A 15664-nucleotide genomic window follows, 5' to 3' on the forward strand; every position below is an offset into this window, starting at 1 on the left:
CATGCCGCTGTTTCTCGTCTCTTCTCAAGTGAACCCGGCCGCTTAATCCAAATCGTAAATGGACCCGACCTTCAGTCCGTACAGTTCATTATAAATCTTTTCCGCAAAGGCGTCCGTCATGCCCGCAATATAATCGATCACCATATGCTCCCAAGTCCAGATCGGGTTCGGGCTGGCCTGATCCCTTTCGAACCGCTGCAGCCAGTCGGAAGGGATGATGGATTTCGATGCCACCGGATCAAGGAAAGCGTCCCACAGCCGTTTGATCATCCATTCGCTCCGTTTTTGCAGGCGCTGCACGCGCAGGTCGCGGATCATCGTCACCCACGCGAAGCTTTTCAGCACGCTGACGGTCCGAAGCATATCGAAATCTTCTTCCTGTCCTTTGATGAAGGTGACCTTTTTCCAATCCCCGTCCGGGATGACGCCAAGGCTGCCGACAAAATGGCTCACCCAAAAAGCTTTGACCTCGCGCCGCGCCCGCGAAAAATCATGCTCGCAATACGGCAGCTTCTCCTTCCACACGTGAAGAAAAGCGGCCATGACCTCTTCCACCTTCAGCCGGATGCGGTCCGCGTCCCAGCCCTGCCAGAAAGCGTCCTCGAGCGTCATGATTTTTTCGATGATCAGCCGGATAATGTACGGGTCATATAGAAAATGCTCATGCACTTCGATTTTGCCCGCCTTGATGCCGTCCTCCAGATCATGGGCCGAATAGGCAATGTCGTCGCACAGGTCCATCAGCTGGGATTCCAGCGTTCTTTTTCCTGCCGGAATGCCCCATTCGTTGCGAATCTCCGAAATATAGCTCCATTCATGCTTGTACAAGCCCTTTTTATTGACCGTGCCGGGAAACGGATATTTGTTGATGCCAAGCAGCACGGCGTCGGAGAGATTCAGGCCGTCCACGTTTTCGCGTTTTTCCAGAAACATGATCAGCCGGAAATTATGCGAATTCCCTTCAAAATGCTCGTATTTATGCCGCATCCGCGTCCGCACGTCCTGGATTTGCTCGGAATTCATGTAGAGCCCTTCCACGGCTTCTTTCGTTTTATCCTTGATCAGCTGCTCCAAAATGCCGTCCAGCACTTCTTCGCCCTTATGGCCGAAAGGCGGATGGCCGAAATCATGCGCGATCGCCGCGCATTCCACCACCTCCGGATCGATCACGAGCCCGGGGTTGCCGGCCTGTTCCTCGGTTACTTCCGGGTAAGCCCGCACGAGGCTTTTGGCCGCTTCCCGCGCGATTTGCGCCACCTCCAGCGAATGCGTCAGGCGCGTCCGGTAATAATCGCCCGTGCCGGCACCGAAGACCTGCGATTTCCCTTGCAGGCGGCGGAACGTCGGCGAATGGATCAGCCGCGAATAATCCCGTTCATACGTCGCCCGGGATGCGTCCGCTTTGGTTTGTTCAGGGTACTGACGATGTTCCCTTTGATCCTTGATATTCATATACAGCACTCCCTACTCCGTTTTTTTATTTTTTCATTATAAGGCATTTCGGCCTGTGCCGTTCTTTGATTTTTTCATGAGCGCGTGGTGCCTCTGTCACCCATTGTTGCCAGTCCGCCAGCCCATTAGGAGGTTGGGAGTGCATGTCTCGAAAAAAAAGGATCCTTTCGGTAGGGCTGCATGCAAAAATAAACCGCCCCTCTCGGCCATTGCCTGAAAAGACGGTTTATGAGTAAATCATTCGGCGCGGCCTATTCGCGCCAGTTCCACAGCGCAACCTCCCCGATGCGGATCGCGGATACTTCCGGATCTTCTTTCAGTTTTAAAATTTCTTTGGTCGGTCCGGTAATGACGGCACCGTAGATTTTGACCCCGTTTTTTTCGACGTAGTCCAGCGTTGCTTTGAAATCGACGGAGGGAACCAGACTCCCGGCAGCCCGTTTATGTTGGTACAGGACGCGCAGCGTCTGGATGAAATTCGCTTCCCGCAAAGCGCCGGAGCCGTACGGATCGATCGGAGGGTACGAGGTGGAAGATGAGCTCATGGTGACAAACGGTCCGACTTTTTGTTTTGGCCCTTCGGTCACTTGGCCGTCCCCCGGGTGCCATACCGGCATCGCCGGAAAACCGATCGGGCTGATGACGAGCCCGTCAAAGCGTTTGATGTCTGAGTCCCCATTGTCAACGGCAAACCAAAGCGGGTCGTAATGTTTGCCCTCGAACCTTTTCAAAAACTCGTCGGTCGAATAGAGCTTTTTATAAGAAACATAGGCCTCCGCCACCGTTCCTTCAGGCAGCTTCTCCAACCGTGTCCATTCCCGCCCGCTGTCGCCCCCCTGATAACCCGGGAAAAGAAACATTCCCTTATAGGCCACGCTGTTGTCCGACCAGGAAAAATCATAAAGCCGGAGCCATTGAAAGGAATACGTCGCCGAAAAATCGCCGACCTCCCGTTGTTCGTCCCCGATGCGTTTGGACATTTTGCCGCTAATCTTCATATTAAAATAGGTTCCGGCGTTGCTGTTGGGTTGAATCGTCACATTCGGATAACCGACCGCAAACGCCGATTTCACAACGTCGCGGTTGATTTCGCTAAAACTCGGATCTCCCGCCTGATAAAAAATGGACGTGCCGATCGAACACAGGATGCTAAACCCGATAAAAAAGCCGATCAACGTAAACGCCGTCCCGATCCGCGCCTTCCATTTTCCTTTTCTCAGCAGCCTGGCTTCACGTTTATGCCTTTTCTTCTCGGCGTCCGATAGGGGACGAGGGTTCATATTTGCCGCGTGTTCTTCAAGGTCCATCATTTCATCCAGATAGGATTGGTAGACCTCCATCTTTTCGAGTTCACGCTCCAGCTCTTCCCGCTCCTCCCCGGACAGTTTTCCGTCCTTGTAATCCCGGAGCTTTTGCTTAAAATCGTCGCTCATCCCGCTCCTCCTTTTCCCGGATCTTCCTCAGCTGCTGCCGCGCCCGAAACAGCACGACCTTAAAATGGGACAACGTGATGCCCATGATCTCCGCGCCCTCCTGGTACGAAAATTGATGCAGATCCACCAAAACCACCGCTTGCTTCTGCATCTCCGGCAGCCCCCCAATCCATGCCAACAGCCGGTCATGCCCCTCTTTGCGCAAAAGCACCGATTCCGGCCCATTCCCGTCGTCGTCCGGCAAGCGATGAAACCACTCGTCCGCAGACGCGATGCTCCGGCTCTCTTTGCGCTTCAGATCGATCAACGCATGATAGGCGACGCGGAAAAGCCAAGGTTTGACCTGCTCATCCCTATAATTTTCGAGGTGCAAATAAGCGCGGTAAAACGTCTCCTGCACCAAGTCTTCCGCTGTCGCATCGTCCCCGCAAAGGGAACGCAAATATCGGTAAACGTCCGGCATATAAGTTCGATATACGCTTTCGAGCGTGCTGCGTTTGGCCATCTCATCCCCTCTATCTAAACACGTTTCAAACAGGGGAATAGTTACATAATTTCGGAAAAATATTCATGTTTCGGAAAGAAGGGAGGGTAATTCCCCAGCAAATCGGAGTTTATTTCCGCACAAAAACGGCCCGCCGCCTGGATCGGAAAGGCAGAGGGCCGCGTCGTGGGCAAATATTTATTCAGTCTATGGATGTTTTACGGCATGAACTTTAGGGTTTCAAGCAGATTCCCGCGCACGCCCCTCCGAATAATGCCGATCCCGGCCGGACGGCCCAAAGCTGCGCTAGAAAAAGCAAGCATATCACGCCCATGGCGAGAACCAGGATCCGCATATAAAGGAATACCTTCCCTACGCCCAGTTTGCGGATCAGCGTTCACCCAAGCAAAGGCGAAACAACCATGATCAGGCTGGCAGACATGTTGGGCCATATGCGTCCCTCCTTTCTGCTGATTCGCAGGATGCTGAAAACAAAAGAGACCCGCCGGTTGCGGGGCTCTTCTCTCCTTCTATTTGAATGCCATGGCGGCGTGGATCGCTTTTTTCCACCCGGCATACAGCTTATCGCGCTCCTCTTCCCCCATCACAGGCTCAAATTGGCGCTCCTTGGCCCACATGGCGGATATTTCCTCCTGGCTTTTCCAATAGCCGACCGCAAGTCCGGCCAAATAAGCCGCGCCCAGCGCCGTCGTTTCGTTGATCACCGGCCGTTCCACCGGCACGCCAAGCAGGTCGCTTTGGAACTGCATAAGGAAGTTGTTCTGCACGGCCCCGCCGTCTACGCGGAGCGTCCGCAGCTCGATGCCAGAATCGCCCTCCATCGCCGAGATGACGTCCCGCGTCTGGTAAGCGAGCGACTCCAGTACCGCCCGGATAAAATGCTCTTTGGACGTGCCGCGGGTCAAGCCAAACACCGCTCCGCGCACATCGCTGTCCCAATACGGCGTACCGAGGCCTACGAATGCAGGCACGACATAAACGCCTTCCGTGCTTGCGACCCGGTTTGCGTAATTTTCGCTTTCTTTGGAATCCTTCAGCATCCGCAGTCCGTCCCGGAGCCACTGCACCGCCGATCCCGCCACGAAAATGCTGCCTTCCAGCGCGTATTCTACGCGGCCGTTAATGCCCCAGGCGATGGTGGTCAACAACCCGTGCCCGGAGCGAACCGCGGTTTCGCCGGTATGTTTGAGCATGAAGCAGCCGGTGCCGTACGTGTTTTTCGCCATCCCTTCGTCAAAACAAGCCTGCCCGAACAACGCCGCCTGCTGGTCGCCGGCCGCCCCGGCGATCGGAACCTCCTGCCCGAAAAAGTGGTGCTTCACCGTGTGCCCGTAAATTTCGGAGGATGGGCGCACTTCCGGCAGCATCGAAGCCGGCACGCCCAGGATTTCCAGCAGCTCGTCGTCCCATCGGAGTTCGTGGATGTTGTACATCAGCGTGCGGGAAGCGTTGGAATAGTCGGTGACATGCCGTTTGCCCCCGGTAAACTTCCAGATCAGCCAGGAATCGATGGTGCCGAACAGGAGCTTGCCCTGCTCGGCTTTTTCGCGGGCGCCTTCCACATGGTCGAGAATCCACTTGACCTTCGTTCCCGAAAAATACGGATCGATGAGCAGACCGGTTTTTTCGCGGATCTTGTCGTCGTATCCTTTCGCTTTCAGTTCCTCGCATATGCCGCCCGTCTGCCGCGACTGCCACACGATCGCATGGTACACCGGCTCTTCCGTTTCCTTATCCCACACGACGGTCGTTTCCCGCTGGTTGGTGATGCCGATGCCTTCGATCTGCTCCGGCTTCACGCCCGATTCCGACAGCACCGACGCGATGACCGACAAAATCGACCCCCAAATTTCGTTGGCGTTATGCTCCACCCAGCCGGGCTGGGGAAAATGCTGAGTTATCTCCTTTTGCGCGATATGAACGATTTCGCCCGCTTTATTAAACAAAATCGCCCGCGAGCTTGTCGTCCCCTGATCCAATGACAATATGTAGGTTTCCATCGTTCTCCCCCGTTTCGTTGGCATGTTGAATGTTTCGTAAGCGCTTTATCATTAAGATGAAATGAAATGATCTAAGTATGGACTTATGTGGGTATGGCTGCTGCAATTGGCTTCCTACTTCTTATGCTATTCGAAAACGGGGAGGTTTTGAAGGGGGATTTTGAAAAGAGGAGGCGGAAAGGACGAACAGAGGAGAATTCGCGAGATTATACAGAGTCAAATCGTATGTATTCATTGGTACAAACTTGAATTTAGACCGTTCTCCCTGCATTGCTAGCCTTTCGTTTGAGTTGTAGCAATAATCTCGTTTTTTTTAGCAATTTCTATTTTTAATTCTAATCCGGACTTTGAGCATCAAAGAATACAATTTCAGCAACGTTCTGCATTTTACTTATCCGGTTAAAAAACCAAACTTAGTTAAAAGCCGCCGATCCATAAGGTCAGCGGCTTTTTATGCCGACACTCTTAAAAGCGTGCTATGACAAATAAAACAGTTCATTCCTTCGTGCCACCACTTCGGCGGTTAAATGCCAATTCAAACAAACCTGTAGCGGACAGCCCGGCAATTCCTCCTGCCCAGATCCTGAGCACCAGTCCTAACTCCGTAAAAGGATAGGCTGCCGCACCGATGATGAAGCCGATAATCAGGCCAACGACCGGTACGATATTCTTCGGCACGTTTACCGCGCTTTTAACAAGTTGGACTAGCGACAGAACAAACACCGCCAAAACGGAGGCAAATGCTAGCACATGATCCAATACTTCATTTTCCATGTCGATTCTCCTCTCTTATTCTTCCGGAATCCCCGCGGCGCGCCGCAAATTATTCGCCAAGTTATGGTAATGATTCATGGCCGTCCGGTCTCCAGCAGCTTTAGCCTGAAACCATGCCGGCGAAAGCCAACGGAAAATAATCTCCTGCGCGTTGCTTTTCGGCAATCGGGTAAGCGGTTGGGCTGCCTTTCCCGCTTCCAGTGCTATCCCTGCAGCCAAACGAAGATTATTGGCCAAGTTATGGAAATGGGTTTTCCCTGCTTCATCCCCGAAGTTATGAGAGGAAAACCACGCTGGTTGTATATAGTAGCGGATCAGCGATTGAGCGATAGCAGCGGGTAAAGGTTCAAAATCAGGTGCAGCGATCGGAGCCGCCAACTCAGCACCCACGTCCAGGATTAAATTCTTGAAGGTTTTATTGCCTGCGAAGAGGGCTTGTTCGCAATCGCTCTTACGGGCTGGATCAAGCTGTTTGTGGCTCACGATATAAGTGGAGGGATTTTTGCCCCACTTGTCGCAGCAATACGCCAAATACCATACGAACCGTTTGTAAGCCTCCACGAAGCTGATCTTGCCGCCATAACAAAGCTCAATGCCCAAAGCAGCATCGTTGGCGTCGTAGCCGAAACGTTCGTTGTCTGTCGTGACGTTATAAATCACATGCCAGGCTTTTTCCGCCGGATCAGGTCCGGTCCCGGTCGGAATGATCTCCAAAATCTTTGTGTCGTCGATAAAAACCTGCGCGGAAGCAGAACGGTCCTTAAGGTTATTGAAATACGTATAATGGTTATCTGCCGTAGCCCCCGGATTTCCTGTGTCATGGGCAACAAAAAAGGCCGGGGTTCCGGTTGTTAGTCGGAGTCCAGGCCTTGTGTTATGGCGAACGCCGATATATCGACGCTCGATGTTGTATTTGGCTTTATCCAAAATTCAATCTCTCCCTTTTGCTTTTTCAAAATGGTCTACTCGTTTTTGCATCGATTTCTGGGATTCTTCCAGGCGCGTAACACGTTCGGCCAGCTCGTCGAACCGCTTTCCTTGGGCCCGTTGTTCATGCTTGATGTCCTCAATGCCCCGCTTAATGTACTCGATATCGGCACGAGCCATGGCATCCGACCGGGCTTCTTCCTTTGTATCCTGCCTTACTGCGCGGGTTCTTCCCGACCAGCCGATAATAATACCGCTGATTACCCCGCACACCGATAAGAGAGCAGTGATCGCTGCGAAGTCCATCATCGATTCCTCCTTTCGTGAAGGTGAATTGCCCCCGGGAGCTCCGAGGGCAAAATAAAAACGCCTATGCGGCGTTGAACTGTACTGAAATACCATTCTTTGGATCATTATAACTACCCGAGAACAAGGTACTTTATGTCAGTGTAGTATCGAATCCGTTCCCCCGGCTGGGCTGCAGCAGAGGTTGCCCAGTACGCAAACCCGTCCGGAAGAAAGTCCGCTTCAGACTTCAAATACACTGATTCGAGTGCCCCCTGGGGATTTTCGTACCATGCAGTTCCATTTCTGAGCTCGGTCAATCCCCTAAAAGCAATGGTGACACAATCGTACGAGTATGAGGATGAGTTACTCCTTGAGATGATTATGATTTTGGGAGTGAATGGAATCCCCCTGATTTCCCCTCCCTTGACTGACCCTTTCCCGGAGTCGACAATGAAGTCTGGAATCACGCCGCTGTATAGTTTCATGCCCAAGGGGATTTGCATTATCTTGGTTGCTAATGTTGCAAAATCATCACTTCCTGATGCTGGAACTCCTTTGCCGTTGATGGCGGAAGCGATTCGAGATTTTCCATCATTGGCATATTGAAAAAGCAAGCTACCATCCGCATCATCATTCCATACAGCTTCTGTTGTTCCTTCATTAAGCATGATTCTGCTGAAACCTCTAGATGCCTTTGGCAAATCGGATTTCACGACCAGTCTTATTGTTACGCCTCTTGCACTTCCAGTATTAAAAGTATAGCTCTTACGATGCCACTCAGTAGAAGCGTCGCAAAATACTTGTCCGATAATGCTTCCGTTCCCCAATACCTCAGCGTAGATCTCGGACGCAGTGTTTGTCGGATTTAGAAAATCTAAAGACAGTGTATAGTAAACATTTGACCATACCGGTATTGACTCTGATTCTATATAACGGTAATTCACCCCAGATGGCTCGGCGTCAAAGAAAAAAGACGAAATACGATTTCCCGCCTCCCTATAATAATTCCATCCGGTTTCGCCATTTACTTTGGTCCATCTCGCAAAACCCAATAACCCCGTGCTGTTGGATACTAGGTTAGGTTTATAGCTAAATCCATTCAATACAGGTTCCCATCGGGTCCATGCGACTACATTCAAGCTGAGTGTACGTGATTGGCGTATGAACTCTAGACCCGTATAAAAATGGGTAATTCGCTGTGTTACCCATCGATTATCAGGTGTGTCAAATCTATGCCTCTCAACTCGCAAATACCACCAGTTTCCAACGGGCATTATAGAAGATGGAGCGTTAAGCGGAGCATTTACATCGTAAAAACCAATATTTACAACTGTGTTTAGATCAGTGCCATCCGGGAGATTAATACCTCTTCCATCATTAGTCGTTAAAGGGGACTTTTGCCAACCCCTTGCCTCGATATATGAAACAGCCTGATTATAAGCCGCTTTTACCGCTTTTTCAGTCGCAGCTACATCTTCCCTCGTCCCATTGGTCGCATTAGAAAGCTGCACGACCCCCTTGTCCGTCAAAGAAGCATCAGGAACTTTAATATTCCCCACAGCTTCATCGATCTTATCCCAGTTATCATTCAGCATCGTTTGAATATTAAACGTCTCGTTCCCATCAGCTATCGGATCTTTTTTTAACAAACCAAGATTAGGCGTATTACTCGCCATTTCAAGCACCTCCTGCAAATTTGGATAATGGCGTTTGTTCCATTTGATCTAGGGTCATGACGCCTTCAATGTCCCGGATGAGTAAATAACTGAATTCGTATTTTACAGTCAGATGCGCGGGCTTCACTTCTTCGATCACGGATTTGAGATCCTCCAGATTCGGGGGAATCCCGATCGTATCAACGAATTTGATCGTAAAACCCCACTCGGCAGGTTGAAAAGAAACATCTACCTTTCCGCCGTCATAGGCCTCCGCAACGTTTTTGACCAGACGCCCTGAGAACTTGCCTGCTCCGCGCAGCTTTGATTCTACTAAGGAACGCCGCTGTTCGATCGGTTTAGTTCGATCCGTTTCGATTCCAAGCTCATACTCCCATCGATCCAGTCCCCATGTGGCCGTCCGGACAAAAAACTGATCAAGCGTTTGGTTCAGGGCCGTGTATAAGGCATCCATCTCCGTCCCTTTTGCATTCAAGTAAGCCTGCATGACTCGGGAAGACTCGTAATAGGCAGGCAAATAAGAAAAGAGCTCAGCGCCTCTCGGACTAGCGATCGTAAAATCAGCCATTCAGCGTCACCGTCCCCAATACGGCCACCTGACCGGGGTTGATCTGAATATTAGTGTCCGACTGGTCATTGACGGTAAGATTCGAGTAGTCGATAATCGGAGGAATATCCAGCAGCACCGCAGCGATCCGGGTGTAACGAACGAGCGGATCCGCAAAAGCAAGCTGCTTAAGATACGCAGTAACCCCCTTCTCTACCTGTTCCTTTACTTGTTCGATCGTTGCGTCGGCCGCCAGTGTGAGCTGAACCGAGATATGAATAGGCACCTCCTCGGCCGCCATGACGGTGACGATCGGCCCGGCTGGCGCTTGCCCTTCTCCTTGACCGTCCATCGTCGGATCGATATAGTCTTGAGCGGCTTGTACAATCGCCGGACTTGCGGCGCGTTTATCCATATCCAGCAAATAAATACCGACCGTGCCCGGTCCTTTCCACAAGGGTTTGACCTGAACCCCGCCTACACCGGCGACCTCATTCGCCCATTGAATGTATTGGGCTTTGTTGCCGCTTGTCCCCTGGTTACGAACCCGGGTATAAAAGCGCTCCAGCAAGGATTCATCGGACTCCACATCCGCGCCGCCTTTGATCGCTTCCGGATTTGTCACCGACACTACGCCGGTAACCGGTGCCGAGATGATTTCGATGACGCCCGCGGGCACGTTGCCGGCTTTGCCGGGCACAACCGCTGTCACTTGAGCGATCCCTTCGCCATTACCGTCCAGCGTTACTTCCGCAGTCGTTTTGTATTCGATGCTCGGTTCCCCGGAAATTTCATCAGCAGGCGTGGCGACCACGATTCCGGAAGGGATCTGCTTTCCGGGCGCCCCCTTAAACTTAACCGTTCCGGTAGCGGCCACCGCTTGACGGCGCGTCACCCCATGCTCCTCCGCCCGCATATCCAAATATTCTCCGAATGTAGTCCGGGCAAAGCCCCGATCCAGCACCTGCTGCGCCCAAATCGCCGCTTCGGACAGCATAAACGCCACGGGCGCCTGCGCGTCCCAAATAAAAGAGCCTTCGGATTTATCGATATCCGCGGGCACCCGGCTCAGCATGCGCTGCATGATTTCGTCTTCGGTTTGATCTTGCAAATAAAGCGGCAAATCCGCCATTATCCCACACTCCCTTCCAATACGGCTTCTTCATCGCGGATATTCGTAATCCGGCAGGTGAAACGACAGCTTTCCCCTTCCCACTCGAAAACAAACTGGTCCACGTTTTGCGTTCGCGCATCCGCGAGCAGCGTTTCGGACACCATACGCCGGATTTCGCTTTCCTGAATCGCCCGGTTGCCGCTGCCGATCAATTCTTCCAGCTCGCTGCCATAATCACGGGAATAGATGAGATGGCGGTAACGCGGCGTTCGAATCGCTTTTTCGCACCAAAGCACCCAAGCCTCTTTTTCATCGGCCACGGCCATTTTACGGGTCGGCGACATGACAAATTCGCCTGCGTCAAAATCGAACTTCCAGCTGCGGCCGAACACGGCCCCGCTTCCTTCATACGTCTCCGGCTCTGTCGCATCCTCCCAGACCATGTCCTCCGTCGCCGGAAACAAATTAGCCATGCCCGCTCACCACCTTGCATACGACCACCACATCATTCCCACCATTCACCCGAACCGCCAGCACACGATCCCCAGACTTTAAGGCCAAGCTAAGACGAGCATCTTCAATTTCGGTTTTAGCCGAAGAAGTTTCCTCCTGCTTAAGGTCCCCTGCCGACCGTACGTCCAACATGGGTGTCCCTGCCATGACAGAACCCGGAACAGCCAATACGCCCGGCAGCTCCGCAACTAAGTAGTCTTGAAACTCGTGTTTAAAATCATCCAGCTTCAAACCGGTTCCGGTAATCGTACCAAGAACGGCTCCCACGCCGCCAAGCGCCTGCCTCGTATGTTTGCCGACAGAAGAATAAAGCGCTGACGCCAGCTGTCCGTAAGGATCTTTATTCAAGATAAAACCTCCTTTTCACGTCATCGTAAGTGCCAAGCTCAAGCGACATGCTTCCCGGATTCCCCAGTTCCCTGCTGACTGAAATAACGATGAGCCTCATTGTTCCAAGCATAACGGCATCCCCGGCACGTATCGTGTTGATGTCAGGGGCGTTGACGGAAATCGTCTGCGAGATTCCACGCAGTTTGCTTTTGGCCAACTCTTTCGCCGCTGCTTGCGACTTGACTTCATCGTCCTGGATAATCGCCTGGAGCTGGCCATATTTGTCGATGTCCTTCTTGGCGATCGCCATCACTTTGGACGGGACCTCTTTCCCGGATTCGCTGGCTGTCGTTGCAAGTACCTTCACCTGGGTAGCCGCTCCCTCCAACGTCCGGGATTGGGTCGTATCCGTAACATGTTCAAGAATGTATACCTCCGGGTTGGTCCCGAGCTCATACAGCTCAAGCCCGGATGAAATCATCCGCGGATGATACAGCTTTCCGCCGGCTTTGGCCGTCTCCCTGAGGTCGGCGAACATGCTGGCATAGATGGACTGCGTGCGGTAGACGGAACGTCCGAGCTCTTTTTTGGTATCCGGCAGCTTTTCGATTTTTAAATTCCAATCGGAAGCATATTTTTTGAAACGTTGGGATGCTGTCTGTTTCGCCGGAAACAAGTATTCATCCTCGGACTTGTCCAAGTAGATCGTGCGGTCATAAATGGTCAGCGTCATCCGTTTAATTCCGTTGTTCGAGGTCTCCACTTCCCAAACAACGCCGGGATTCAACAGCGGCACGTAATTCGTTTTGCCGTAAGGAACGCCGCTGATCCGAATGGACATGCCCGGCGAGATCGGCGGCATATCCGGCGAGACGACCAGATTCACCGTAGCTTGATAGGCGACCTGCTCTAGCGAATCCCGCAGATTGATAGCCTCCACCAGCGGAGTCAAATCATATTTGTTCTGCAAAATCACCTTGTAGCTCATGGCAGCACCAGCTTCTGTCCGGGTTTGATCGCATTCGGGTTACTGCCGATGATCTTTTTGTTCAGCTGATAGATTTTATTCCAGGCCGAACTGTTTCCAAGCTCCAGTTTTGCAATTTTGGATAGGGAATCTCCCGGTTTGACGACGTAGGTTTTGCTTTTTTCCTTCAAGTCCACGCGCGGCTTTTTGTTAACCGTGGATGTCTTTCCCTGGCTGCCGCCGGCGGTTTTGGCCACCTTCAGTTCCCTCCAGGTCCGGAGCGTAATTTCAAAATATACGTCCCCCGGCTCACCCCCGCGAAAAGTGGAATTGTGCGAAGCCACAAACACCGGCACATTCACGGCTGTTTCTGAAATAATAAAACGCAATGGCGTCTTTAACGCCAAAAATTCATTCAGCTTATTCATCGCCGTCTGCGGATCAGGCAGATCGTCCTTACTTCCTCGGCAAAAGGATCCATCGAATGTTTTAGGAAAAAAAGAGGCGAAGGAAATTTCCTTCACCTTATCTCCCTGCGGAAAATCAAATTCCCCGGATGACAAAATATTCACCGTATCCAGACCCTTTTGCCTTGAGATCGTAACCTCTTCCGGATTGACCGGAAATAGAAAGTCTTTCCCTTTGCCGTCCCTCAGCAAAAATTCCATTGCTTCCGCCTTCCTCCTTTCAGCAAAAAATTAACCAGTGTACCACCCTGCAACTTCGCTTTAAGCAAGCGCCATAGACTGCGGTTTTCGATTTTGCGTCGCCTTCGCGAATTCCGCCCGCAAACGCTGGCCGACTTGCTGGATAATACCTTCGACATCGACCGGATATTCCTCGTGAACCGTCACCTGTACCGCACCTGGCGGCAGGTTGTATTGGGTCGTCGTTTCGGTTTTCATGTCCCGCAAAAATCCCGACAACGTCGTCAACTGCTCCGGACTGATCTGGACAACCTGCGGTATTTTTCCGCCTGCCGAAGTAGCGTTGTTTGTCACTGCAGACTGCATGCGGGGGCCGGGCCCAGCCATGTTCATGTTCTGTGGTGAAGTCATCCCCATACCCATTTGATAACTTTGGTAGTACGGAGAGGACGGTGGATAAGGTGGTAAGGTCGGCCTCTGCATGAGTGGTGCCGGAGGCAATAAGGGCTGTTTTTCCGGCACAGCCGGAGTCCTGATTACGTCAGGTTTCTTGGAAACGTCCTCTTTGTCTTTTGGCTTGTCCTTTTTACCTAAAATATTTTTGGAGAACCAGTTGGATACCCCGGTAAATGTTTCTTTGATTTTTGGCGCGCTATCGGCTATAAAGCCCCCGATTTTACCTCCAAGAAAATCTCCAGCCATGTCGCCCAGTACGGTCCCGACCGCTGTACCAACCCCTGGCAAAAGGAAAGTTCCGATGGCGCCTCCAGCTGTTGCAAGCAAGTTGCTTCCAATCGTAGAGCCGATCGCTTGTGCACGCTCTTTACCTGGTTTGGCGGAAGCGATCGACATCACATCACCGACAAGGCCAAGCGGCCCAGGCAGCTTTTTAAGGCCTCCTTTTATTAATCCGCTCGCCATGGCGCCAACACCGCCATTTCCGGCAACCTTTGCTGCAGAGCTTGCGATATTGGCCGTTGAGCTTACGGAATTAGTAGCGGCACTTGTTGCCTTAGTAACAGTACTTGCAGCGCTCGCTGCAGAAGTGGCAGCTCCTGTTGCATTTGCCGCGGAACTCGCCGCATTGGTTGCTTTTGAACCAATCCCTAACCACTCTTTCCCTGTCTTCCACAAATCCTGGCTGCCTCCTATGAGATCTGCGCCTGCGGAACCAAAGGTTGAAACTAGGTCACCAACAGCCCCTACTGTATTCAGTATCCTCGTTCGTTTTGGGAGTCTGCCTCCCTCTATTCGTTCTTTCCTAGTCTTCGTTATGGGTTGATCTTCATCTTTAGCCGTCCCGCTTTTACTTGCGTCCCCCTTTTGGTCTTCAGGAATTTTCCCTTGCCAAGCTTCCCCTACTTTCTTAAATTTCCCTGGGACCTCAGCTGCGCTTTTAACTCCACCTCCAAAGGTTTTCATAGCTCCAAAACCATCCTTCAATTTGTCCCAAACAGTTTTCGGCTTCTCCGGAGTTGGAGCTGTGGCCGATGCAGCAGCCCCCCCAATTTTGAGGGATCCCAAAGCCTTAGTTAACTCCAGCAAAGCCTTCGTATTCCCCTGAAGGACTTGGACCAGCGGAGAAAAATCGGGCTGTTGTCCAGATGTATGCTTAACGGTCAAATTGATATTTGCCGAAGCATTCACCACCTCCGACCTTACCCGCTGCAGCTTGTGCAGCAGGTTGTCCAGCCCCTTCGAAGCCCGGTCCTTCAGCACGATCTCGGGAGCCATACGGGTTCGGCCGATTCTCAGGACGCGGCCCTGGATGCGCTCGAAGTAACGCTCCATGGCCCGCAGCTCGCGGTTGGCTTTGATGACGTTTTTCGGGTCGATGACCAGGTTCATCCGGTAATTCATCGTTTCAGCCATCTCTTTGTCACCTCCTCATCGGTCCAAAATTTGGGCTGCCAGCCGGTCCATCTCTTCTTCCGCAAAAGCGATCAGAAGAAGGCGCTCGCCGCGCGGCAGCCGCCAGAAATCTCCGGGACGAAGGTGATGCCGTACCCACAGATGATACAGCATCGTCGTCATTCCCCCGGAGCGGATTAGTTTTTTACGTCATCGATGTCGACGCCGAAGCCGGACAGCTCCAGCACCTTGTCGCCGACAGCGTCCAGTTCGCCTGCCAGCAGCATGCGGCGCACCGCCTGCTCCCCGCCGGACAGCTTCATACGGCTCGTAATCCGTGGATCGCCCCAGCCGTTCAAGGCCAAGCCCTTCACTTCCAGCTTTCCGGTCGCTTCCGCGATCAGCAAGGCGTTAAACGTTTCGCTGTCCACCTTCTCTTCCACCGAACCTTTCACCGTGCGGCGGATCATGCAGCGCTCGCGGATGCTGTCCACCTTGCTCGAAGTAAGCCCGTGCAGCACGATGTTCATGTCCAGCCGTTTGATGCGGACGGTCGCTTCAGGCAATTTTTCCGCAGCCTCGAACAAGCTGTCCAAAATTTGCTCCTCCGTCATATGCTCATGTACGCTCATGTCTCATT

At 52.2% G+C, this 15664-nt stretch carries 18 protein-coding genes; all 18 read right to left on the reverse strand.

The window, feature by feature from the left end:
- Positions 1-42 precede the first annotated feature (42 nt).
- The gene (gene dgt, locus MKY58_RS23180; protein ID WP_212950199.1) at positions 43-1452 is read right to left on the reverse strand and encodes a dGTP triphosphohydrolase; all 1410 of its coding nucleotides are present in this window, start codon (positions 1450-1452) and stop codon (positions 43-45) included.
- Between the two features lie 251 nt (positions 1453-1703).
- Positions 1704-2885 carry an anti sigma factor C-terminal domain-containing protein gene (locus MKY58_RS23185; protein WP_339322295.1) on the reverse strand — a complete coding sequence of 394 codons (1182 nt, stop codon included), beginning with the start codon at positions 2883-2885 and terminating at the stop codon, positions 1704-1706.
- A complete protein-coding gene (locus MKY58_RS23190; RefSeq protein WP_339322296.1) occupies positions 2869-3390 on the reverse strand; it encodes a sigma-70 family RNA polymerase sigma factor in 522 nt (173 codons plus the stop codon). Before MKY58_RS23190 ends, MKY58_RS23185 begins: the two co-directional genes overlap by 17 nt.
- Before the next feature lie 197 nt (positions 3391-3587).
- Positions 3588-3821: a hypothetical protein gene (locus MKY58_RS23195; RefSeq protein ID WP_339322297.1), complete on the reverse strand. Its 234-nt coding sequence runs from the start codon at positions 3819-3821 to the stop codon at positions 3588-3590.
- Positions 3822-3899: 78 nt separating this feature from the next.
- A complete protein-coding gene (gene glpK / locus MKY58_RS23200) occupies positions 3900-5390 on the reverse strand; it encodes a glycerol kinase GlpK (RefSeq protein WP_339322298.1) in 1491 nt (496 codons plus the stop codon).
- A 495-nt stretch (positions 5391-5885) separates the two neighbouring features.
- Positions 5886-6164, reverse strand: coding sequence for a holin (locus MKY58_RS23205; protein ID WP_339322299.1), 279 nt, complete (start codon positions 6162-6164; stop codon positions 5886-5888).
- Positions 6165-6179: 15 nt separating this feature from the next.
- Positions 6180-7091 carry an N-acetylmuramoyl-L-alanine amidase gene (locus MKY58_RS23210; protein ID WP_339322300.1) on the reverse strand — a complete coding sequence of 304 codons (912 nt, stop codon included), beginning with the start codon at positions 7089-7091 and terminating at the stop codon, positions 6180-6182.
- A gap of 3 nt (positions 7092-7094) precedes the next feature.
- Positions 7095-7400, reverse strand: coding sequence for a hypothetical protein (locus MKY58_RS23215; RefSeq protein WP_339322301.1), 306 nt, complete (start codon positions 7398-7400; stop codon positions 7095-7097).
- Positions 7401-7510: 110 nt separating this feature from the next.
- Positions 7511-9055 carry a pyocin knob domain-containing protein gene (locus tag MKY58_RS23220; RefSeq protein WP_339322302.1) on the reverse strand — a complete coding sequence of 515 codons (1545 nt, stop codon included), beginning with the start codon at positions 9053-9055 and terminating at the stop codon, positions 7511-7513.
- A gap of 1 nt (position 9056) precedes the next feature.
- On the reverse strand, positions 9057-9623 hold the full coding sequence (locus MKY58_RS23225; protein WP_339322303.1) for a YmfQ family protein: 567 nt from the start codon (positions 9621-9623) through the stop codon (positions 9057-9059).
- Positions 9616-10734, reverse strand: coding sequence for a baseplate J/gp47 family protein (locus MKY58_RS23230; RefSeq protein ID WP_339322304.1), 1119 nt, complete (start codon positions 10732-10734; stop codon positions 9616-9618). The genes MKY58_RS23225 and MKY58_RS23230 overlap by 8 nt, the downstream gene beginning before the upstream one ends.
- The gene (locus tag MKY58_RS23235) at positions 10734-11189 is read right to left on the reverse strand and encodes a DUF2634 domain-containing protein (protein ID WP_339322305.1); all 456 of its coding nucleotides are present in this window, start codon (positions 11187-11189) and stop codon (positions 10734-10736) included. The genes MKY58_RS23230 and MKY58_RS23235 overlap by 1 nt, the downstream gene beginning before the upstream one ends.
- Positions 11182-11577 (reverse strand): hypothetical protein, encoded by a 396-nt coding sequence (locus MKY58_RS23240; RefSeq protein WP_339322306.1) that lies wholly within the window; start codon positions 11575-11577, stop codon positions 11182-11184. Before MKY58_RS23240 ends, MKY58_RS23235 begins: the two co-directional genes overlap by 8 nt.
- Entirely contained in the window at positions 11570-12547 is a 978-nt protein-coding gene (locus tag MKY58_RS23245; protein ID WP_339322307.1) for a phage portal protein, read from the reverse strand. Before MKY58_RS23245 ends, MKY58_RS23240 begins: the two co-directional genes overlap by 8 nt.
- Positions 12544-13194: a LysM peptidoglycan-binding domain-containing protein gene (locus MKY58_RS23250; protein ID WP_339322308.1), complete on the reverse strand. Its 651-nt coding sequence runs from the start codon at positions 13192-13194 to the stop codon at positions 12544-12546. Before MKY58_RS23250 ends, MKY58_RS23245 begins: the two co-directional genes overlap by 4 nt.
- Before the next feature lie 60 nt (positions 13195-13254).
- Complete coding sequence (locus MKY58_RS23255) at positions 13255-15045, reverse strand: hypothetical protein (RefSeq protein ID WP_339322309.1); 1791 nt, start codon at positions 15043-15045, stop codon at positions 13255-13257.
- A gap of 15 nt (positions 15046-15060) precedes the next feature.
- Positions 15061-15198, reverse strand: a complete 138-nt coding sequence (locus MKY58_RS23260; RefSeq protein ID WP_201452216.1) for a hypothetical protein — start codon at positions 15196-15198, stop codon at positions 15061-15063.
- A 23-nt stretch (positions 15199-15221) separates the two neighbouring features.
- Positions 15222-15656 carry a hypothetical protein gene (locus tag MKY58_RS23265; RefSeq protein WP_036709006.1) on the reverse strand — a complete coding sequence of 145 codons (435 nt, stop codon included), beginning with the start codon at positions 15654-15656 and terminating at the stop codon, positions 15222-15224.
- Positions 15657-15664 lie beyond the last annotated feature (8 nt).

It is taken from the genome of Paenibacillus sp. FSL W8-0194 (assembly GCF_037969745.1).
Taxonomy (GTDB): Bacteria; Bacillota; Bacilli; order Paenibacillales; family Paenibacillaceae; genus Paenibacillus_AQ; species Paenibacillus_AQ cookii.